Annotated in this window: 22 protein-coding genes; 4 read left to right on the top strand and 18 right to left on the bottom strand. The window is 61.4% G+C overall.

The annotated features are described in order from the left end of the window. Nucleotides 1–143 precede the first annotated feature (143 nt). Nucleotides 144–725 (top strand): recombinase family protein, encoded by a 582-nt coding sequence (locus tag DT070_RS12520; RefSeq protein ID WP_122957379.1) that lies wholly within the window; start codon nucleotides 144–146, stop codon nucleotides 723–725. A gap of 78 nt (nucleotides 726–803) precedes the next feature. Here DT070_RS12520 and DT070_RS12515 read toward each other — a convergent pair whose 3' ends face one another. The 13 genes from DT070_RS12515 to DT070_RS12445 all read right to left on the bottom strand — a co-directional run bounded on the left by DT070_RS12515 (nucleotide 804) and on the right by DT070_RS12445 (nucleotide 12506). Continuing rightward, nucleotides 804–1139, bottom strand: a complete 336-nt coding sequence (locus DT070_RS12515) for a hypothetical protein (protein ID WP_122955702.1) — start codon at nucleotides 1137–1139, stop codon at nucleotides 804–806. 72 nt (nucleotides 1140–1211) lie between these two features. Beyond that, nucleotides 1212–1553, bottom strand: coding sequence for a hypothetical protein (locus DT070_RS12510; protein ID WP_122955701.1), 342 nt, complete (start codon nucleotides 1551–1553; stop codon nucleotides 1212–1214). A gap of 85 nt (nucleotides 1554–1638) precedes the next feature. Continuing rightward, nucleotides 1639–2028 carry a hypothetical protein gene (locus DT070_RS12505; RefSeq protein ID WP_122955700.1) on the bottom strand — a complete coding sequence of 130 codons (390 nt, stop codon included), beginning with the start codon at nucleotides 2026–2028 and terminating at the stop codon, nucleotides 1639–1641. A gap of 94 nt (nucleotides 2029–2122) precedes the next feature. After that, nucleotides 2123–2485, bottom strand: a complete 363-nt coding sequence (locus DT070_RS21365; protein ID WP_164483753.1) for a hypothetical protein — start codon at nucleotides 2483–2485, stop codon at nucleotides 2123–2125. A 514-nt stretch (nucleotides 2486–2999) separates the two neighbouring features. Continuing rightward, the gene (locus DT070_RS21360) at nucleotides 3000–3377 is read right to left on the bottom strand and encodes a hypothetical protein (RefSeq protein ID WP_153976372.1); all 378 of its coding nucleotides are present in this window, start codon (nucleotides 3375–3377) and stop codon (nucleotides 3000–3002) included. Nucleotides 3378–4010: 633 nt separating this feature from the next. Next, nucleotides 4011–4424 (bottom strand): hypothetical protein, encoded by a 414-nt coding sequence (locus tag DT070_RS12485; protein ID WP_122955696.1) that lies wholly within the window; start codon nucleotides 4422–4424, stop codon nucleotides 4011–4013. Between the two features lie 434 nt (nucleotides 4425–4858). Beyond that, nucleotides 4859–5212, bottom strand: a complete 354-nt coding sequence (locus DT070_RS12475) for an acyl carrier protein (RefSeq protein ID WP_153976373.1) — start codon at nucleotides 5210–5212, stop codon at nucleotides 4859–4861. A 223-nt stretch (nucleotides 5213–5435) separates the two neighbouring features. After that, nucleotides 5436–5717 carry a hypothetical protein gene (locus tag DT070_RS21355; protein WP_153976374.1) on the bottom strand — a complete coding sequence of 94 codons (282 nt, stop codon included), beginning with the start codon at nucleotides 5715–5717 and terminating at the stop codon, nucleotides 5436–5438. A 103-nt stretch (nucleotides 5718–5820) separates the two neighbouring features. Next, entirely contained in the window at nucleotides 5821–6078 is a 258-nt protein-coding gene (locus DT070_RS12470) for a hypothetical protein (protein WP_122955693.1), read from the bottom strand. Nucleotides 6079–6609: 531 nt separating this feature from the next. Beyond that, a complete protein-coding gene (locus DT070_RS12460) occupies nucleotides 6610–7002 on the bottom strand; it encodes a hypothetical protein (RefSeq protein ID WP_122955691.1) in 393 nt (130 codons plus the stop codon). Between the two features lie 761 nt (nucleotides 7003–7763). Beyond that, complete coding sequence (locus DT070_RS12455) at nucleotides 7764–8957, bottom strand: FAD-dependent monooxygenase (RefSeq protein WP_122957378.1); 1194 nt, start codon at nucleotides 8955–8957, stop codon at nucleotides 7764–7766. A 102-nt stretch (nucleotides 8958–9059) separates the two neighbouring features. Further along, entirely contained in the window at nucleotides 9060–11975 is a 2916-nt protein-coding gene (locus DT070_RS12450) for an aconitate hydratase (RefSeq protein WP_194965923.1), read from the bottom strand. 117 nt (nucleotides 11976–12092) lie between these two features. Next, entirely contained in the window at nucleotides 12093–12506 is a 414-nt protein-coding gene (locus DT070_RS12445; protein WP_122955689.1) for a hypothetical protein, read from the bottom strand. 153 nt (nucleotides 12507–12659) lie between these two features. On the opposite strand from DT070_RS12445, the gene DT070_RS12440 reads away from it, so the two are divergent. Continuing rightward, the gene (locus tag DT070_RS12440) at nucleotides 12660–13493 is read left to right on the top strand and encodes a helix-turn-helix domain-containing protein (RefSeq protein WP_122955688.1); all 834 of its coding nucleotides are present in this window, start codon (nucleotides 12660–12662) and stop codon (nucleotides 13491–13493) included. A gap of 4 nt (nucleotides 13494–13497) precedes the next feature. On the opposite strand, the gene DT070_RS12435 is transcribed toward DT070_RS12440, so the two are convergent. The 4 genes from DT070_RS12435 to DT070_RS12420 form a co-directional block, all read right to left on the bottom strand. After that, nucleotides 13498–13860 (bottom strand): DUF1428 domain-containing protein, encoded by a 363-nt coding sequence (locus tag DT070_RS12435; protein WP_122955687.1) that lies wholly within the window; start codon nucleotides 13858–13860, stop codon nucleotides 13498–13500. 299 nt (nucleotides 13861–14159) lie between these two features. Then, nucleotides 14160–15251, bottom strand: coding sequence for an ABC transporter ATP-binding protein (locus DT070_RS12430; protein ID WP_122955686.1), 1092 nt, complete (start codon nucleotides 15249–15251; stop codon nucleotides 14160–14162). A gap of 24 nt (nucleotides 15252–15275) precedes the next feature. Then, a complete protein-coding gene (locus DT070_RS12425; protein WP_122955685.1) occupies nucleotides 15276–16847 on the bottom strand; it encodes an iron ABC transporter permease in 1572 nt (523 codons plus the stop codon). A 36-nt stretch (nucleotides 16848–16883) separates the two neighbouring features. Further along, a complete protein-coding gene (locus DT070_RS12420) occupies nucleotides 16884–17909 on the bottom strand; it encodes an iron ABC transporter substrate-binding protein (protein WP_122955684.1) in 1026 nt (341 codons plus the stop codon). A gap of 246 nt (nucleotides 17910–18155) precedes the next feature. Between DT070_RS12420 and DT070_RS12415 the strand changes: the two genes are divergently transcribed. Then, nucleotides 18156–18659, top strand: a complete 504-nt coding sequence (locus DT070_RS12415; protein ID WP_122955683.1) for a pyridoxamine 5'-phosphate oxidase family protein — start codon at nucleotides 18156–18158, stop codon at nucleotides 18657–18659. 14 nt (nucleotides 18660–18673) lie between these two features. Beyond that, complete coding sequence (locus tag DT070_RS12410) at nucleotides 18674–19057, top strand: hypothetical protein (protein WP_122955682.1); 384 nt, start codon at nucleotides 18674–18676, stop codon at nucleotides 19055–19057. A gap of 129 nt (nucleotides 19058–19186) precedes the next feature. Here the strand turns inward: DT070_RS12410 and DT070_RS21350 are convergent, their stop codons facing one another. Beyond that, nucleotides 19187–19675, bottom strand: coding sequence for a hypothetical protein (locus DT070_RS21350; protein ID WP_153976376.1), 489 nt, complete (start codon nucleotides 19673–19675; stop codon nucleotides 19187–19189). Nucleotides 19676–19690 lie beyond the last annotated feature (15 nt).

Here is a 19690-nt window from a genome sequence, read left to right as displayed (position 1 = left end):
AGATGCCATCGCAGCCGGCAAATGCCGGTTTTTTTTCGCCCACACGCTTTTCATCCCTGTCAGGTTTTACAGGGGTTAAAGCCTGCCTAGGCGGCATCTCTCTACAGTTTGTAGGCAAATAAAAAATGTCTGAGAGGGAGAGATTGATTTACGGATATGCGCGTGTTAGCACGCAAGAACAAGAACTCCACACCCAATATGACGCTTTGCGAAAAGCGGGGGTTCAACATATTTTTGAAGAGAAACGATCAGGGGGCGACACCAAGTGCGCTGAGTTAGAGAAACTGCTAACGCTACTTCGACCCGGAGATATCTTGGTTGTCTACAAGTTGGACCGCCTTGCACGGTCTCTAAAACATCTACTGATCATTCTCGACCGGATAAATGCCCAAGGCGCCCAGTTTCGCAGTCTTACCGAAACCATCGATACCAGCACCGCAGCGGGTCGGATGATGATGCAGATCGTTGGCGCCTTCGCCGAGTTCGAACTGGAAATGATTCGTGAACGCACAAGGGCCGGACTCCACGCGGCGATGCGACGAGGCTCTAAGCCCGGCAGGCCTAGGGCTATGGCGCCAGCGGAAGAAAGTGAGGCTGTGCGTTTGGTTCTAAGCGGACAAGCCACGAAGTCTGCAGTCGCGCGGCGCTTTGGAACTCACATAAGCAGCATTAAACGTGCCTTGCATAGAGCCAACGGACAATGCGAGATCTTTTCAGAGCACTAACGTTGGCGGTAATCGGCACGCGCCAGGAGGCGAGGCCGACCAGAGCGTGTTCGGTTGACCAACATGCTAGGCGCCATGCTACCGTTTACCCGCGTGAAAGATTCGTTCGCGTGCGCGCCGGCACAACGCCCCGACCAAGGCGATGAGCGCGTACGGATTGACAGCAGCGTATGCCAATAGCAGAACAGCTGAGGCAACGAATGGCGCCACCAGTGGGTACAGAACTAACTGCCACCAGGCCAACTCAGTTCTGTTGAGCCATGCGACCATCACACCTGCAACGAGAGGAAGGCCGACAAGAAACAGCAACCATGTATTGCGGCCGCCGATGCGCTTAGCAATGCGCTCAATGCCCCACAGGAAGCCAGCCGCCAACCCCACAAGGATGGCTATGTACGCGATGACTTCGAACATAAGCGAGGCCCTGGCGCCTAACGTTGGAGTTGACCGGCGCGATGCTGCTGCGTGTCCGCGTCGAACGACCTGTTAGACCTCATTGCTGCCTCCTTTGCGGGCGAGGTATGCGCGCACACCTTCGGCACTGTTGAATGGTGCGGGTGACTCGAAATTGCGCACTTCGTCTAGCGCTTCGTCGAGATCTGCGTGGTGATTTGGCGTGGCCGGCACAAGGGAGTAGACGCCGTTCTGCACCATGAAAAATCCTCGTTTGTTTGGGATGGAGAACAGTGGCTCAAGCGGCCTGCCACAGTCGTCCCAAAAGAGCCAGTCTGCAGCTTCAACGTCGAGGCCTTCGCACGCGACGACCGCGGCGGCCTCGCTTTCGAAGGCGGTTAGCGTGCATTCATCGGTGGCAACGGCAAAGATCATGAGGTCAAACGTAGAAGTGACCGGCGGGCCGATGGCGCGCGAAAGCGCGCAGCGAGGACGTCCGCATCGACTGCCAAGCTAGAGATCAGCGGCATGGCGTGTACCCCCGGGGTGGGTTTCGGTTGGTAGCCTCAGCACGCGCGCGTTCGGCTACTTGCGCATTTCGGCCGGAAACAACCTTGGACACCTCCGGGCTTTGTTCCATGTCGTGCGCGATACCCGTCAAAAGGAGGCTCTGCTGAATCTCGATGAGCTGCGCCGCTTCGCGTAAACACCCCTTTTGAAGAAGAGTGCTTAATGAATCGTAGGTCTCAAGCCTTCCAACCGCGTTGAAGGCCTCGATCTTGCGCGATTCCTCCGCCATTAGGGCAATCAGCTGCCTGGTCATGAAAGGCTCATAGACAAGCTTTACTGCGCCCCAGCCGAGAACCAAGAGGCCCAGAAGGGCAAGCGCGGCTTTCGTGTAGCGCTGCATCCTGATCTCTAACGTTGGCGCTGTCCGGCAGGCAGCATTGGCAGCGAAGCGGTATTTTGGTGCTGCTTGTCCGTGACGAGAAACCTGTTAACCATCATTGGCCGAAGTAGGAAGAGGACGACCATTGAAGGCATACAGTTGGACTCACCTGAAGTTTGAATAGTTGACGCAAACCATCAGCATCAACGCTCCCAATAAGTGTCTCATCTCCAGCAGAACGCGAAATGTCTAAGGACTGCACGCCTTGAAGTTTAAGGTCAAGGGTGAGGCGGCCAGACACCCACCACATGAACCGAAGTTCGTATTCCGCCGGAAGTACCTCACAGACTATCCGCTCATTGCCTGCAACGCGCTCAAAACGGTGGGTGTTGTACTCTTCCGGCGCATCTGGGTACACCTGAACGTGTGTACCTCCAAAGAACCCATTGAGCTGATCGACCTCGGGGCAGCGCTTCATAATGGTTAATGTGAAAGTGGGCGAACGCCGTTGTTGGTCCGTTCGAATGACATGTTAAACCACCCTCGCACTCCTCCCAGCTCGAAGCCGATGCCACGCGGCGAACAAGACCACAGCCAGAAGCGGCAACACAAGAACTACGGCTGCAATCGGCAGGCTATAGGAGCCAATGGCCAAGGCTACAGCGCTTGAGACACACGCTACGAGGCCAGCTCCCGCACCCCAGACTGCGCTCCGTCCAGGCGGGGAAAGTGCAACTACCGCGAGTATCAAAAGCAATAAGACCGAAAGCACGATGCGCAGCTGTGAAATTTGGTATGTCTCAAGGCAGGCGCACGCCTTCGAGGGCACGAGCGCAAAGGCGACTAGCGCAACGAACGCCGCGATCCACCTCCCGGTACTTGGCTTGCGTGCAGTGCTCGTTCTCATCGCGGTTTAACGTTGGAGGCCAACGGCAAGCAACACCCGCCGCGAAGTGGCAACCTGAAGTTGCTTGTCCGTGTGGGCCGACGGGTTAAAGTGCATGCTGCTGCGCTCCACTTGCAACGGCCTCGTAATGCTCTGAGAGCATGTCTACGTAGAACCATCCGATCTTTCCGAAAACATCAAGCTCTAGGCTGACTGTGCCTGCTCCGACCGGCACTTGAATACGTTCGAAGTCTCGGACTTCGAGAAGTTGGCGCTGCTCAAGCGTAAGACGAGGAACAGGATACGCCAGAAAAGAATAGGAATCTGGAGCTCCCGCAATCAGCTGAGGTGGGAGGACCACGCGCACTATTTCCTCCGCAAGGTCCGATCGACCGATCACCCTGCAGCCATTCGCCACCGCGCGCGCGAAGGCTGGGCAGACGTCAGTAAGAAACGGTCGATTAACGAGAAATGGGTCTGTCATGCTCTTTAACGTAAAGATGACCGGGTCGCAACACCTTGCGGCGAAGCCGCCTTCTGTTGTGGCTCCGTGTCGATTGACATGTTATCCGGCAGTGCTCGCATGCTCCGCATGATCAATTTCCTCCGCCACAGAGGGCTGGATTCCAGGATGTATTTCGACTGCAACAAGAGATTCGATGTCGCTTTCTAGTTCAGGAACATTTCGCTCGAAGGTCATGAACCTTCCATCATGCAGGACGAGCGAAGTGATGCGCGATCGGCCGCGTGACATGTACTTCACCTTCGCAAGGCAGTACTCATACCCAGGATAAGGAAGCGTGGGAACAGTGTTGGAGCGACGGTAGTACACGACAACCAATCGACCGGGGTGCTGCCGTTGAACCAAAGCTACCGCGCCAATTTGGGCCGCGAGGGTGGAACGATCTGGCTCGGCCAAACGATCCAAGACGAAGGTAAGAACTCTGCTCTCGGCAGCGCTGAATCCCGGGGTGCCACCTCGGAGTGCCGCGTGCAAATTACGGAGCCAGCCACTCAGCACAGCGCATCCTTTGCTGGATAACGTGAAGATGACCGGGCCACAACACATTGCGGCGAAGCCGCCTTGTGCTGCTGTGGATCCGTGTCGATTGACATGTTATGTCTCATGGCCTTTCAACTCCGCGAGTAGGCGGTCTATGCCATCCGACAGAGCGGGCAAGTAGCTTTGGTCCATTTCAAAACCACCCATTAAGGTCGGCGCGCCGCCTTCGACGAATTCGCCCTCGAACTTGTACTTGCCACTGATACCACCGAGGCGCGCCATGGAAAGAACGATCAAAACCCCAGGCTCTGCACTACCAAGGACTGCTTCACCGGGTTGCCCTACCGCTTCGTACACCGCATTGATGCTGTCCCGGAATCTGACTAGATCTGCTCCCTGCAGATAGGCCACGAAGTCTGCTTCAAAGCCGGCGACCTCGGCGAGAACACGAACGCAGCACCAGTCTTCTCCGTCCAAGGCGTTCACCGGACTGAGCTCAAGCCCCAAACCGTGCGCTGCGATCTTCATGAGATATAACGCCGACGCTCAGCCGACGCCGTAGGCGGTCGGATGCAGCGGCCTGTTAGGTCTACGTTGCACGTTTAAGCACCTCAAAGGCCACTATCCCAGCGAGACAGGCCGCGACAAAGAGCGCTCCATCAGCAAGGATTCTCCCGCTGATTTTGGGCTGTGAGCTGGCACCTCCCTCACGCAGCCGCGTCCAGTCTTCAGCCGCCAACCCAGAGAACATACGTGCAAAGGCCCACACGGCAATGACACACGCCAGCAGAAACACAGTGATGCAGGAGCTCCCAATCAGAACGAGCTTTGCTTTATCCGCCGTGCTCGCCTCCAACTCCGAAGTAGCGACGACGAACGAAAGGCCGGCCATGCACATCCCAAACACGATGGGGCCCGTAACGGTCAGGACACGGCGCATAGAGATCGCTGACATAGGAGACCTAACGTTGAAGATAACCGGCCCGCAACTGGAGCGGCGGAGCCGCCTTCTTCAATTGCGGGTCCGCGTTGAGCGACAAGTTAGATTGCAGGCCACTCAGGCGGCGAGCTACTGCGTTCGCAAGTTGCTCAATGGTGAGCAACTTCGCGGCCTCTTCGTCCGGCAGTTCGATCCGCCATTCTTTCTCGACGGATGCGACATACTCGTTCGAGTCCATTCCATCTTCCACCGCAAGCAGTAAGTCGGCGCAAAACCTATCCGAGGGCCGCACCAGCGCAACATCGAAGCTAACCCACGGCGCCAGGAGCCGACGTAGCGAGACACCCACTTCGCCTTCGAGGGCGGAAGCAAACATCGAAGCGAACTGCTCATTCGTCAACGGCTCACGCCCACGTAAGTACCGCAAAATCTTAGCCCGGTTGCTACGGCGAACGAAAGCCACGGCCGCAACGCACGCCACCAAGCCAAGGACGACTAACGCCATGCTCATACGTGCAATCTAACGTGAAGATGACCGGACCACAATATGCGCGGCGAAGCCGCCTTCATTGCGTTGTGGGTCCGTGTCGATTGGCATGTTAGAACCATCCCGTGGCTTTCACAAAAAAGACCCCCCAACCAACAGCGCTAACCGTACAAAAGATAAGTAGGCGCCTCGCCCGATGAGGTTCAAATTGACGGTAGATTGGCAGCTTGGTTTTGATGGTTAAGAACACAACTGCGACTGATAAGGTTAATGCGATAACTATAGAAACTGTTCCAACATCCGCTCCTAATAAAGAAGTAGCCAGGAACGCCGCCAAAAATACCATCGCGACACGCGCTAAGCACTGAAGAAATACTGCGATTTCAGCAACCATACTCGATGCTTCTAACGTTGGAGGTAACCGGACCGCAACATAAGCGGCGAAGCCGCGAACTTCAGCTGCGGGTCCGCGTTGACCGACCAGTTAGGCCGGCTCCTCATTTGAACACCGCCCACGCAACCCAGCATGCCAAGGCCGCCACGAGAACGAAATTGGCGCGCACGCATATTTTCTTACCCTCATCCGAAAACTCGCTAGGCGTCATCGACCACAAGAAAGTCGTCAGGAGCAGCCGCTCGCCGGGCGACTTACTTCGCTCCTTATCGAGTAAGTGGCCTCCCGCGGCGATTCCCAGGCCGAAGTAGTAGAACCCGCAGAGCGTTCCGGCTATGGCAAGAAGGAGCGAAATGGACATGGCTCTTGTGCGGTCTAACGTGAAGATGACCGGGCCACAACACATTGCGGCGAAGCCGCATTCTGTGGGTGTGTTTCCGTGTCGAGCGACATGTTATGCCATTCCGCCACTAACGCAGCCAGAGAGTGGCTGGGACCTGCGACTACCACCCGATTTCTCCGTCAGTCGCCTCATAGCCATCGACCACTACCGGTAGATCTTGCGTGCTCGCAGTCGCAATCTCGACGCTCGACCGAAGGAACCTCTCGCTTTCGCGGCGCCGACTGAACGAATCCGACAGGTGGTCTCCCCAGTGTTGCGCGGCTTCCATCGAAGATGCCGTCACCAGAAAACATGCCGGCCATTCGAAATCCTCGTCGTCTGGTTCAACGAGAGCGTCCTGAAACCAGGCGGTGTACAGAAACCGAGACACTTTAGGGTGCTGCATAACGTCGGAGTTGACCGGCGCGCACCGGCATTGCGCCGCGAGGCGTAAGCTCACCAGCACGCTTCGCGGCGCAATGCCGGTGCGTGTCCGAGTCGAACGACCTGTTAGACCTCATGTTCGCGCAACCGAATGATCGCCTCGTCGGGTACAGCCGCATACCCAGTCCCGTCCGGTGGCATCTTTGCGACGATTCGCCATTGCTCAAGGGCCTCCTTCTTGCGCCCATTCTGAACGAGAAGGTCCGCAAGGAAAAGCCGCGACGGGCCTTCAAGGTACTTGGGTTCGATTGAGAGCGCCACGCGCAAACAATCTACAGCGGCCTTCCAATCGGCGCCTGAGCGAACTAGGCACTGCGCGTAGGCAAGGAGGTAGCGCGGATTGTCGCGGCGAAGTGCGAGCGGCTCCAGAACCTTCAACGCCTCGGACGAGCGTCCCTCTTCGTCCAGCGAGAGCGCTGTCTGAAACGCCTTCTCCTGATCTGGCAGAGCGGTATTCATGAGGTCTAACGTAATGTATACCGCAAGGTCTGCGGTATAACATCGGGCCTGCGGTATAACGCGGTCGCTGAAAACCCAGCCAAGTGCTTGTTATTAAAAGACTTATTGCTCATTTTGAGTTTCACTCAGGTCGATAAAAAAGGGACCAAACCCCGCAAGTGATTCTAGGTGGACAGTGTAGTTACCGCCGCCTCAATATGGACGAGCGCAGCCCAAACAGCCGATTCCGTTGCGTTTGACCATCGCTCCCTATAACCCGGCCCGGCTGCACCCTTTGGAGCCAGTCGCTGCGCTTTGTGTCACGTCGGCTGCGGGCGCCAGGCCTACCGCTGTGAAAAAACCGGGCTGCCCCGTTAGCAGCTGAATCCCCCCACAAGACCCCGTCCCGGTGTGAGGGGCACTTGTGGGGGGATTTTTAATACAGCGGCAACCGGGTCATCCCGGTTTTTTCTTGTTGAACTACCAGCACCCCCCTCCGCCCCCTACTCGGGGGAACGAGGAAGCCCGAGCGAGAGGATGTTTTTTAACTTCCCTCCTTCATCAACTTCCTTTGGAGATTCATATGACTGCTGTTGCTACCGAGACCGTTTCCCCTATTGCTGCGTTTCGTATGAAAAACCGCCCCCCCCTTGCGGAGAGAGTCGGTAGTCTTGGCGGAGACGGAAACATAAGAAATTTAAGAAAATAATAGCCACAGCCCATATAGAACATGGGCTTACAGCTATTATTTTTGTAGCAAAGCAGCTACATCGAGGACCACGTCAGGATATTTTTGGCGTGACGCCATAGAGCCAGGGCATATCCAGCAGCCTCTCGCCCAACAGCTTCATGGACGCATCACGCCCCCACCGCAGCAGGCCGTCGGCATGAAAGATCTGCCCGTTGCGCAGCGCGCGCGCCTGCACGCGTGCATTGCGTTGCCAGCGGTTGAGCGCGTAGCGCTGCAGCATGGTGGGCACGTCAAAGGCCGGGTCCAGCGCTTGCGCTAAAGCGTGGCCGAGTTCGGCGGCGTCTTCGATCGCCATGCCGGCGCCTTGTGCGAGGTAGGGCCGCATCGGGTGGGCGGCATCGCCCAATAAAGCCACGCGGCCGACGGCGTGCTGGTGGGCGCCTTGCATGGGCGGGCGGTCGTGCAGCACCCACAGGCGCCAGCCTTCGACGGCCTCAAGTACCTCGCGCAGCGCCGCTGAGCAGCCGGCCGTGGCGGCGGCCAGATCGGCGGCATTGGCGCTGTGGTCCCACAGGTCGGCTTCGGCGGCCGCCTCGCCTTGCACGATAGCCACCACGTTGAGCCATTCACCGCCGCGCACCGGGTACTGCACCACATGCATGCGCGGCCCCAGCCAGGCGGTGACGTGCTGGGTCCTGAGCAGTTGGGGTAAATCGGACTGACGCACCAGCGCGCGGTAGGCCAGGTGGCCGGTGCGCCGCGGCAGGCCGTCGCCCAGCAGTTGCTGGCGCACCATGCTCCACAGACCGTCGGCGCCTATGAGCGCATCGCCCTCAATGCCGGGGCCGTCTTCTGCCTGCACCATGACGGCTTGCGCGGTCTGGCTGAAGGACTGCAGCGGGCGGCTCAGGTGCAGCTTGACGTCGGCATGCTGTTGCACGGCTTCAAGCAGCAGGCGGTGCAGATCCGCGCGGTGCAAGGTGGCATAGGGCGCGCCATAACGCTGGGCGATGGTGGCGCCCAGCGGCAACTCGCCCAGCACCTGGCCCGAGACGGCGCTGCGCACCTGCAGGCGCTCGGGAAACGCGGCCACGGTCTTCAGCGCATCAGCCAGGCCCCAGCCATGCAGCACCTTGACGACATTGGGTCCGAGCTGGATACCGGCGCCGACTTCACTGAACGCGTTCGCACGTTCGAACAGACGCACATCCCAACCGGCACGCGTTGCAGCCAACGCAGCGGCCAGACCGCCGATGCCGCCGCCGGCTATCAGAGCCTGCCGAATAGCATGGCCCCCACGCTCACTCACTGCGTGTAGCTCCCTGCCCCCTGAGGGGGCTAATTTCCCTTGGGGCAGCCCGGCGGGAAATTGATCCGCTGCCGCGCATCAAGCGAGCAACTGCCGCAGCACGAACGGCAGGATCCCGCCATTGCGGTAGTAATCGACCTCAATCGGCGTATCCACGCGCAGGATCACAGTGACTTCTTCACGCGAACCATCAGCGCGCGTGATGACCAGTTTGGCTTCGCTTTGCGGCTTGAGCTCGGGGTGCGGAATCACATCAATGACTTCGTTGCCGGTGAGCTTGAGGGTCTGCCACGAATCGCCCGGCTTGAACTGCAGGGGCAACACGCCCATGCCCACCAGGTTGCTGCGGTGGATGCGTTCAAAGCTGCGCGCCACCACGGCCTTGATGCCGAGCAGTTGCGTGCCTTTGGCGGCCCAGTCGCGTGATGAGCCGGTGCCGTATTCCTCGCCGGCAAAGATCACGGTGGGCGTGCCCTCGGCCATGTACTTCATCGCGGCGTCGTAGATGAACATCTTCTCGCCAGCTGCGCTTGCGCTGCTGGTTCCAGCTTTAGGCTGGAACAAGGTGACGCCGCCCTCTTCGCGCGAGCCTTCGGCATCCGGAGGGATCATCAAATTCTTGATGCGCACATTGGCAAAGGTGCCGCGCATCATCACGTCGTGGTTGCCGCGGCGTGCGCCGTAGCTGTTGAAGTCGGCCTTCTGCACGCCGTTTTCCTGCAGCCACAGGCCTGCGGGCGAGCTGGCCTTGATGGAGCCGGCCGGCGAGATGTGGTCGGTGGTGATGGAGTCGCCAAACAGCGCCATGATGCGCGCGCCCTTGACGTCGACGCTGCCGGCCTCGCCCGCCTTCATGGTGAAGTCTTTAAAGAACGGCGGCTCGGCAATGTAGGTGCTGGCAGGCCAGGTGTAAGACGTGCCTTTGACGCCCTTGATGTTTTCCCAGAGTTTGCCGGGCTCGGTCTTGACCTTGGCGTAGTTGGCGCGGAAGGCCTTGCCGTTCATGGCGTACTTCATGAGCTTGTAGATCTCGTCGCTGGTCGGCCAGATGTCGCCCAGGTAGACGTCCTTGCCGCCCTTGCCTTTGCCGACAGGCTCGGTCATCAGGTCGCGCATGACCGTACCGGCAATGGCATACGCCACCACCAGCGGCGGGCTGGCCAAAAAGTTGGCCTTGAGGTTGGGATGGATGCGCGCCTCGAAGTTGCGGTTGCCCGACAGCACGGCCGCGCAGACCAGGTCGCTCTTGCTGATGGCTTCGTTCAGCTCGGGCGTCAAGTCGCCGGCGTTGCCGATGCAGGTGGTGCAGCCGTAGCCGGCCAGCGCAAAGCCGAGCTTCTCCAGGTAAGGCAGCAAGCCGGTTTCGGTGAGGTACTCGGTCACGATGCGCGAGCCGGGCGCCAGCGAGGTCTTGATGTGCGGCTGCACCTTCAGGCCCGCTTCGACCGCCTTCTTGGCCAGCAGGCCCGCGGCCAGCAGCACGCTGGGGTTGGAGGTGTTGGTGCAGCTGGTGATGGCGGCGATCAGCACGTCGCCGTTGCCCACGGTGATGCCGGGGGCGGAGTGAACCACTTCGGTATGCGATTTGGCGGGTGCATCGGTGGTGTTGCTGGCGCGGGCGTGGGCCAGCGTGGGGCGGTTGCCCTCCATCTCCATCACGGGGCGTGCAGCGCCCGCCGGTGTGGGCGGTGCGGAGGGCAGCGTGTCCAGCCGGCCTTCGTCGGTGCGGCGCACCAGGTGGCGGGTGTTGAGCATGCCGGCAGGCTGGTTAAACCCGTTCTCGGCAATCGGCTTGCTGTACAGCGACTTGAACTGGCCGGCGACATTGCCCAGCTCGATGCGGTCTTGCGGGCGCTTGGGGCCGGCCAGGCTGGGCGTGACGTCGCCCAGGTCGAGCCTGACGACGTGCGAGTAATCAATCTCGCCGGGCTTGGCCACGCCGAACAGGCCCTGCGCCTTGAAGTAGGCCTCGAAGGCTTCGATCTCTTCCTTGGTGCGGCCGGTGCCCTTGAAGTAGTCAATCGTCTTTTCATCGACCGGGAAGAAGCCCATGGTGGCGCCGTATTCAGGCGCCATGTTGCCGATGGTGGCGCGGTCCGGCAAGGCCAGCGTGCGCGTGCCTTCGCCGAAAAATTCGACAAACTTGCCGACGACTTTTTCCTTGCGCAATTGCTCGGTCACGCGCAGCACCAGGTCGGTGGCGGTCACGCCTTCGCGCAGGCGGCCGGTCAGCTCAAAGCCCACCACGTCGGGCGTGAGGAAGTAGACCGGCTGGCCCAGCATGGCGGCCTCGGCCTCGATGCCGCCGCAGCCCCAGGCGACCACGCCGATGCCGTTGATCATGGTGGTGTGGCTGTCGGTGCCCACCAGCGAGTCGGGGTAGTACACGCCGTCCTTGCTTTTGTGCACGCCGCGCGAGAGGTATTCAAGATTGACCTGGTGCACGATGCCGAAGCCCGGGGGCACGACGCCAAAGGTGTCGAAGGCCTGCATGCCCCATTTCATAAATTCGTAACGCTCCCGGTTGCGCTGGAACTCGAGCTTCATGTTGAGGTCCAGCGAATTCTTCTTGCCGTAGTAGTCGACCATGATGGAGTGGTCGACCACCAGGTCGACCGGCACCAGCGGCTCGATGGCCTTGGGGTTCTTGCCGAGCTTGAGCGCGACGCTGCGCATGGCGGCCAGGTCGGCCAGCAGCGGCACACCGGTGAAATCCTGCAGCACCACGCGTGAGACGACAAAGGGGATCTCATCGCTGCGCTCAGCCTGTGGCAGCCAGTTGGCCAGTTGCGCCACGTGTTCGGCCGTGACTTTTTTGCCGTCGCAGTTGCGCAGCACCGACTCCAGCACGATCCGCATGGACACCGGCAGGCGAGAGATTTTGGGGAATTGTTTGGCGAGCTCGGGCAGGGAGTAGAACTTGCCCGTTTTGCCGGAGGCGGTCTTGAAGCTTTTGAGCGTGGAGGAAAAAGCGTGGGGAGGCGGTTTGGCCATGGCGGACTCCTTTTTATTGACGGCAGCCCCCATTCTGGCAGGCACAGCGGCCCTGTGGGAGGCCGCGCCCGCATACCCTGCCCCTCTACCGAGTCTTGTGCCCAGTCTGGTGCGCGCTCACCAGGCCGGCTGGGGCGCCGCGCGGCGCAGGCCGAAGTACTGCAGCTCGGCCAGCACCGCCACCGTCAGCGCCTGCACCACCACATAGGCCACGCCCAGCATGGACGGCGACACGCTGCCGCTGACGAGCAGCGCCACACAGGCCAGCGCCCAGCCAATATTGCCCGCCACCAGCGCCCAGACGATGGGCCGCGGCAAGGGATTACGCGTTGAAACAAACGCAACGACGGCCGCGTAGACCAGCAGGAACTCGCCGGTATAGGCGATGAGTGCTTCGGGCAGGTTGAGCAGGCGGGCCATCGCGGCCGGAAAGGCGACCTGCAGCGCGCCGCAGGCAATGCACGACAGCGCGTCCACACGCAGCACATGGCGCAGGAAGCTGGGGGACGAGAGGATGGAACTCGAAGACATGGCAAAACTCCTGAAAGCGGCAGCCGGAATGTGGGTCAGCGCGCCGGGCTGCCGGGTCGGTGCGCATGGGGGCTCATCATTCCTGCGCAGTGGCGGCCCGTCGATAACCTGGCAGGTAATGGAAAACTGGCCCGAGCCCTTTACGATGGCGCCATGACCGCCAGCATTCACCCCCCCAGCCGCCCCGCGCCGCGCGCACAGCAACCCTTTGGTGACCACCTGCGCCACTGGCGCCAGCACCGGCGCCTGAGCCAACTCGATTTGGCCCAGGAGGCCGACATCTCGACGCGGCATTTGAGTTTTGTGGAAACCGGCCGCTCGGTGCCCAGCCGCGAGATGGTGCTGCGGCTGTCGGAGCGGCTGGACATTCCGCTGCGCGAACGCAATGCGCTGCTGGTGGCGGCCGGCTACGCGCCCATGTACCGCGAGCGGCCGCTGAATGACCCGGCGCTGGCCTCGGCCCGCCAGGCGGTGGAGCTGCTGCTCAAAAGCCATGAGCCCTACCCCGCGCTGGCGCTGGACCGCCACTGGAACATCGTGGCCACCAACCGCATGGTGCCGCACCTGCTGGCGGGCGCCGATGCGTCACTGCTGGAGGCGCCCGTCAATGTGCTGCGCCTGAGCCTGCACCCCAAGGGCCTGGCGCCGCGCATCGCCAACCTGCTGCAGTGGCGCGACCATTTGTTTGAGCGCCTGCGCCAGCAGATCACCGCCACGGCCGACCCGGCGCTGGTCGCCCTGCTGGAAGAGCTGAAGGCTTACCCGGTGCCAGAAGAAGCCAAAGGCCCGAATCTGGAAGGCGAGCACCCGGGCGTGGTGATGCCCTTCAAGTTCAACACGCCCTCAGGCGTTTTGAGCTTTATCAGCACCACCACGATCTTCGGCTCGCCGGTGGATGTGACGCTGCAGGAGCTGGCGATGGAGACGTTTTTCCCGGCCGATGATTTCACGCGCCAGGCGCTGCATGCGCTGGCGGCGCAGGGTTAGGCACTCAAAGTTCTACGATTGTTTTAAAGCCGCCAAAGATCATCCGCTTGCCATCGAAGGGCAGATTCTTCGGGTCCATCATCGCTTCCAGGCGCGGGTCGGACATGACTTTTTTGTTGATGCTGTCGCGCTGTTTGCGCGACTTGTAGGTGATCCAGGAGAACACCACCACCTCATCGGCCTTGAGCTTGACGCTTTGCGGGAAGGACGTGACCTTGCCCGGTTTCACGTCGTCGGCAACGCATTCGGTGTACTCGAGCGCACCGTACTCCTTCCAGAGCTTGCCGGCCTTGCGGGAGAGCTTGCGGTAGTCCTCTACTTTTTTGGCGGGAACGGCGACGATGAATCCATCTACATAACGGGCCATGGGGAAATCTCCTTGCGAGGTGAGTCAATCAAAAAAGCCGGGATGACGGCAGGAGGGGAACAGCTGCTGTGGGTTTTTTTGAAGGTGTCTGGCAGCTTGTGTACAGCGTACACAATATCCCGGAAAAAAGACAGTGATGTCGCTGAAAAGACGTAACAAAGCTTCTTCCGCCGAGGTGGCGGCAAAACCCTGCGCGCTGACGAAGCACCGGTTTGCTATCTTTTCAGGAGCGGGTGGCCCAGACAGCGCCTGGGCTGCAGGCACTTTTTCCTTAAAAAATCCGCAGCCGGGCGCGAACTTCAGGCGACCAGCACATGCGCCTGGCCGGCCACAGTGATGCGCACCATGGCGCCCGGCGCCGGCGCATGCATGCCTGTGCTGTGCACCAGCAGGGGTTCATCCCCGCCGGTTAAAGGCGCCTGCCCTGCCCCACGCACCAGCCGCACCGACAGGACGCACACCGAGCCGCCGAAGTCGGTGTCAGTCACCGCGCCGTAGCAGGCGTCTGTCTGAGCGCCCCGCACCGCCATTTCGGCCGGCACCTCAGCCACCTGCAACTGCTCGGGCCGCAGCATGATGTGCGCCGCGCCCTGGCGCGCGCTGTCGTTGACGGCAATGCGCCCCAGCGCGCAGTCGGCCCAGCCGCCGGCCAACTGAGCGGGCAAGACGATGCTGTCGCCCAGAAAGCCGGCCACGGCCGCATCGCGCGGGCGCAAATACACATCCAGCGGGCGGCCGGCCTGCACCAGCAGCCCGCCGCGCATCACGGCGACCTGGTCGGCAAACGACAAGGCCTCGGCCTGGTCGTGCGTGACGAGGATGGTGGTGATGCCGGCCGCGCCCAGCAACTGCGCCACCGCCTTGCGGGTACTGGCGCGCAGGCCGGTGTCCAGCGCTGAAAAGGGCTCGTCCAGCAGCATCAGCCTGGGCCGCTGGGCCAGTGCGCGCGCCAGCGCCACGCGCTGCTGCTGCCCGCCTGAGAGCTCATGCGGGCGGCGCGCCAGCATCGCGGTGTCCAGCGCGACCATATCCATCAGCTCGGCGATGCGTTCGGCGCGCTGGGGCGTATTGCGCGGCAGGCCAAAGCCGACGTTGCCTTCAATCGTGAGGTGCGGAAAAAGCGCGCCGTCTTGCGGCACATAACCGATGCCGCGCTCGTGCGCGGGCACAGCATCGGGCCCGTCGGCCAATTGCCGCCCGCCCAGGGTGACGCGGCCGGCGTCTGGCGCCTCAAAGCCGGCAATGATGCGCAGCAGCGTGGTCTTGCCCGAGCCCGAGGGGCCCACGATGGCGGTGCGGCTGCCGGGCGCGACGCTCAAATCGACGCCGCCCAGCGCCGCTACGGCGCCATAGTGTTTGCGGATGGCCTGCAGTTCAAGAGAGGTGGTCATAAGTCGGCATCAATCGTCATGGCGTCATCGTCCCGCCGTGCGTCTGGATTGTTGGTAAAGCAGCCAGGTCATGGGCAGCGAGAGCAGCACCATGATGAGCGCGTAAGGCGCGGCAGCGGCGTAGTCGATCTCGCTGCTGTAGGCCCAGAAAGAAGTGGCCAGCGTGCGCGTGCCGTTGGGCGCGAGCATCAAGGTAGCCGTGAGTTCATTGGTGATGCCCAGGCCCACCAGCGCCGCACCAGCCGCCGCACTCGGCGCGGCCAGCCGCATCGTGATGGCCCACAGCGCCTGTGCGGGCGTACGGCCCAGGCTGCGCGCGGCCTGCTCGAGCTCAACCGGCGCCTGCGCGATGCCGGCGCGCAGGCTGATGAGGGCGCGCGGCAAAAACATCAGCAGATAGGCCAGCAGCACCGTGATGGCCGTCTGGTAAATCGGCAAACGCACCGTGACCGTGACCAGCGCCAGCGCCACCACCACACCGGGCAGCGAGCCCACCATGTAGTTGCAGGCCTCCAGCACACGCTGAAGCCGGCCCGGCGAGCGGATCGACAGCCAGGCCATGGGCACAGCGGCCACGGTGGTCAGCACCGCGCCGGCCGCGGCCAGGCCCAGGGTTTGAAAAAGCGACGGGCCGATTTCATCGAAGCGCCAGACCGACGCGCCGCCGGCCCACAACCAGCGCGCCAGCGTGACGAGCGGCACCCCCAGCGCCAGCACACAAAGCAGCGCGGGCAGCAGGAGGCACGGCCCGCTGAGCTCGCCCAGCTGGCGTTTGAAAGGCATGCGCGCCGCGCCGGAGCCGACACGCGCATAGCGCTCTTTGCCGCGCGCGGCCGCCTCCAGCCCCAGCAGCGCAAAACAGCACACCACCAGCACGCCCGAGAGCATGTTGGCCGCGGGCCCGTTGTAGGTGGACTGGAACTGGTCGACGATGGCGGTGGTGAAGGTGTCGAAGCGGATCATCACGTACAGGCCGTATTCGGCCAGCAAGTGAAGCCCCACCAGCAGCGAGCCGCCGCACACCGCCAGCCGCAGCTGCGGCAACACCACGCGAAAGAACACCGCCCAGGGGCCAAGCCCCAGTGAAGCGGCGCTGTCTTCCATGCCCGGGTCCAGCCGGCGCAAGGCTGCGGCCACCGGCAAATACAAAAACGGAAAGTAGGCAATCACCGAGACCATCACGCCGGCGGGCAGTCCGTGCAGGCCGGGCGCGACCGTCATCCATGCGTAGCTGTGCACAAAGGCCGGCACCGCCAGCGGCGCCACCAACAGCCAGGCCCAGGTGCGCGCGCCGGGCAGGTCGCTGCGCTCGGTGAGCCAGGCCAGCGCCACGGCCAGCACCGCGCACAGCGGCACTGTCAGCACCACCAGCAGCGCGGTGTTGACCAGCAGCTCGCCGACGCGCGGCCGGAAGATCAGGGCCGAGGCCGTGTCCCAGCCGGTTTGCACGCCAACCCACAAGACAAAGCCCAGCGGCAGCAAGGCCAGCAGCGAGACGACCAGCGCTGCGCCGGCCACCCACGACAGGCGCCAGCCGCTGCGCGCCGCCGGCGTCAATCGCACGGCGGCGCCGGCTTCAAGGGGCAAGGCAGTCAAGAGAAGTCGGTCCGCAAATCTGACAACGGCGAACGTTTACAGCAGGCCGGCCTGGGTCATCAGGTCGCTGACTTTTTTGCTGTTGAGTTTGGAGGGCTGCACCTTGGGCGCCTGCAGCTCCGCCAGCGGCACCAGTTTGGGGTTGGAGGCCACGCCCGTACCGACGGCGTACTCATACGCGTCGCCGGTCTTCAGGATGTCCTGGCCGCCCTTGCCGGCGATCCATTTCACAAACGCCTGGGCTTCGGGCTGGTGCTTGCTGGAGGCCAGCACACCGCCGCCGGAGATGCTGACAAACGCGCCCGGGTCCTGGTTGCGGAAGTAGTGCAACTGGGCGTTGTTGCTGTTCTCGCCGGTCTTGGCCTGGTCGCCGTAGTAATAATAGTGATAGATGATGCCGCCCTCGATCTGGCCGGCGTTGACGGCCTTGAGCACCGTGCCGTTGCCTTTGTAAGGCGTGGCGTTTTCCTTCATGGCCTTGAGCCAGGCGGCAGTGGCGGCCTCGCCCTTCAGTTCAAGCAGCGCGCTCACGATGGCCTGGAAGTCGGCGCCGGAGGGCGACGCGGCCCAGCGGCCTTTCCACGCAGGCGTGGCCAGGTCCAGCATGGACTTGGGCAACTGCTCCGGCGTGAGCTTGGCCTTGTTATAGACAAACACCGTGCTGCGCGCGGCGATGCCCGTCCAGCGGCCGTGCGCGGGGCGGAAGTTGGCAGGCACTTCAGCCAGCGTGGCCGCGTCCAGCGGGGCAAACAGCCCGGCCGTGTCGACCAGCGCCATGGCGGGCGAATTCTCCGTCAGGAACACATCGGCAGGCGAAGCCTTCCCTTCCTGCACGATCTGGTTGCCCAGCTCGGTGTCGCTGCCGTTGCGCAGCGTGACCTTGATGCCGGTCTCCTTGCTGAACGCATCGGCCCAGGCTTTGGTCAGGCTGGCGTGCTGGGCGTTGTAGACCACGATGCCTTCGGCGCTGGGTTTGACGGTTTGGGCAGTGGAAGCCAGGGGCGCGGCCAGCAGGCCGGCGGCCAGCGCGGCGCCGGCCAGGGAGAAGGACAACAGTTTCATGGAACACCTTTACAAGGGAACGGACACGCAGGCAGGCTGTAAGAAACCCGTCATGCAAATGCGAATTACTCTCATCTATATGGTAACCGCCCGCGCCATTAGTTCCCCTGCATCGCGACGATTTACACAGGCCTGTGACCAGCCGGCGCTGTCGGCACTTGCTGACAGCTGGCCGCGCCGCCCGCTGATGAGCTCTTTGTGGCCCATTGCTTAGGCTTGAAACATCAACCACACAACGGAGTTTTCATGAGCGCAGCCAAATCAGACCACGACACCCTCTGGGCGTTGATCAAGGACATCAAGTACGGCATGCTGACGCACCGCCATGCCAACGGCATGATGCACGCCCACCCGCTGACGACCCAGAACCAGTCCATCGACGAAGGCTCGCAGCTGTATTTCTTCATCTCGCGCAAGAGCGAGCTGGCCCACAGCCTGATGAAGGACGGCAATGTCAATGTGTCCTATGCAGACCCGGGCGACGACAGCTATGTGTCGCTGTCGGGCCAGGCCACGATTTCGGAAGACCAGGCCAAGAAAGAAGAACTCTGGTCGCAGATTGCACGCGCCTGGTTTCCGGCCGGCGTGAACGACCCCGACCTGGCCCTGCTGCAAGTGCACATCCACCACGCCGAATACTGGGACGTGAAGGAAAGCAAGATGGTGCAGCTGGCCAAGATGGCCAAGGCCGCACTGACCGGCGACACGCCGCCCCGGCTGGGCGAGCACAAAGAACTGAACCTGTCCTGAACAGGGCCAGCTCCATGCCCTTTATTTCCTTCAACAAAGCGACCGACCCGGCCGCACCGGACGACCTGCGCATCAACACCGCAAGCGTGCTGTATGTGGAAGCTTCACGGCCCGACCTGGTCGGGCAAACCACCATCCACATGCTCGGCCAAGGCAGCATGGTGAATGCCGTTACCGAAACGATCGGCACGGTGGTGTCGTCCATCGGTGGCCTGGTGGCCGTCAAACGCCACTACCTGGCGCCCCCGCCCGACGATGGCGCCAGCACCGTCTACGTGCTGCCGGCCAACATCAGCTACATCCGGCCCAACCTGCCGCTGTCGCCGGAGTTCTGGTACCTGAAGTTTGTCGACGGATCGGAACTTCGGGTAATGGATCCACTGCCGTCGGGGCTGTAGCGGCCCTTCGATACCGTTCAGCATCCTTCAACAAAAAGCCCTGCAGCCTCTTGCGGGGCTTTTTTACGCTGGAAGAATGTTTGAACATCTGCAATTACCAACCAAGGACAATTGAGGGCCGCCCTGAGATCAATAGCCTGCTGTCCGTTTCTCGTTGGTACTGTAAGCGCCGACTTCAATATTCTTTGCATTGCCAATAAACAGCTTTTTTTCAAATACGCTCAGAAGAGTGATAGTTTGGCTTGGAAGGTCATCCACCATGGCTCCAACAAATCCATTGGCATCGCTTAGAGAAGCCATCCAGTCAATAAACGCCAACATTTCCCAGTTATAGGGACTTGTGATCGATGGAAGCAGCAAAGTCACTCCATTGACACGACCGCTGGCCAATCGATCGTTGCACCAGAAGCGCGAGACGAATTGCCCATCGGCCACAAAATCACGGTACATATTTATCAAAGACTCAACTTTGATGCGGGTCGAGAAATAGCTGTGAGCAGGCCATGACGATGGAGAAGAACCGCGGCCGTTTACCACGTAATTCAAAATGCCGTGCTCCAGCTCACTCAACTCATTTTTAATACTCAAATTCAGACTGATTGTGTGATGCGAACTCATGCAAAGAATTTCCAA

This window comes from Polaromonas sp. SP1 (assembly GCF_003711205.1).
Classification (GTDB): domain Bacteria; phylum Pseudomonadota; class Gammaproteobacteria; order Burkholderiales; family Burkholderiaceae_C; genus Polaromonas.
The sequence above is the reverse complement of the archived record's forward strand: the minus strand, read 5'-3'. Positions and strand labels throughout refer to the sequence as shown.

Coding starts and splice junctions, on each gene's coding strand:
- DT070_RS12430 (WP_122955686.1), bottom strand. CDS start 15,251: ATGACCACCTCTCTTGAACTGCAGGCCATCCGCAAACACTATGGCGCC.
- DT070_RS21360 (WP_153976372.1), bottom strand. CDS start 3,377: ATGACAGACCCATTTCTCGTTAATCGACCGTTTCTTACTGACGTCTGC.
- DT070_RS12475 (WP_153976373.1), bottom strand. CDS start 5,212: ATGTTTGCTTCCGCCCTCGAAGGCGAAGTGGGTGTCTCGCTACGTCGG.
- DT070_RS12485 (WP_122955696.1), bottom strand. CDS start 4,424: ATGAAGATCGCAGCGCACGGTTTGGGGCTTGAGCTCAGTCCGGTGAAC.
- DT070_RS21365 (WP_164483753.1), bottom strand. CDS start 2,485: ATGAAGCGCTGCCCCGAGGTCGATCAGCTCAATGGGTTCTTTGGAGGT.
- DT070_RS12440 (WP_122955688.1), top strand. CDS start 12,660: ATGACCGCCAGCATTCACCCCCCCAGCCGCCCCGCGCCGCGCGCACAG.
- DT070_RS12410 (WP_122955682.1), top strand. CDS start 18,674: ATGCCCTTTATTTCCTTCAACAAAGCGACCGACCCGGCCGCACCGGAC.
- DT070_RS12435 (WP_122955687.1), bottom strand. CDS start 13,860: ATGGCCCGTTATGTAGATGGATTCATCGTCGCCGTTCCCGCCAAAAAA.
- DT070_RS21355 (WP_153976374.1), bottom strand. CDS start 5,717: ATGGTTGCTGAAATCGCAGTATTTCTTCAGTGCTTAGCGCGTGTCGCG.
- DT070_RS12460 (WP_122955691.1), bottom strand. CDS start 7,002: ATGAATACCGCTCTGCCAGATCAGGAGAAGGCGTTTCAGACAGCGCTC.
- DT070_RS21350 (WP_153976376.1), bottom strand. CDS start 19,675: ATGAGTTCGCATCACACAATCAGTCTGAATTTGAGTATTAAAAATGAG.
- DT070_RS12515 (WP_122955702.1), bottom strand. CDS start 1,139: ATGTTCGAAGTCATCGCGTACATAGCCATCCTTGTGGGGTTGGCGGCT.
- DT070_RS12450 (WP_194965923.1), bottom strand. CDS start 11,975: ATGGCCAAACCGCCTCCCCACGCTTTTTCCTCCACGCTCAAAAGCTTC.
- DT070_RS12420 (WP_122955684.1), bottom strand. CDS start 17,909: ATGAAACTGTTGTCCTTCTCCCTGGCCGGCGCCGCGCTGGCCGCCGGC.
- DT070_RS12415 (WP_122955683.1), top strand. CDS start 18,156: ATGAGCGCAGCCAAATCAGACCACGACACCCTCTGGGCGTTGATCAAG.
- DT070_RS12445 (WP_122955689.1), bottom strand. CDS start 12,506: ATGTCTTCGAGTTCCATCCTCTCGTCCCCCAGCTTCCTGCGCCATGTG.
- DT070_RS12505 (WP_122955700.1), bottom strand. CDS start 2,028: ATGCAGCGCTACACGAAAGCCGCGCTTGCCCTTCTGGGCCTCTTGGTT.
- DT070_RS12470 (WP_122955693.1), bottom strand. CDS start 6,078: ATGTCCATTTCGCTCCTTCTTGCCATAGCCGGAACGCTCTGCGGGTTC.
- DT070_RS12510 (WP_122955701.1), bottom strand. CDS start 1,553: ATGATCTTTGCCGTTGCCACCGATGAATGCACGCTAACCGCCTTCGAA.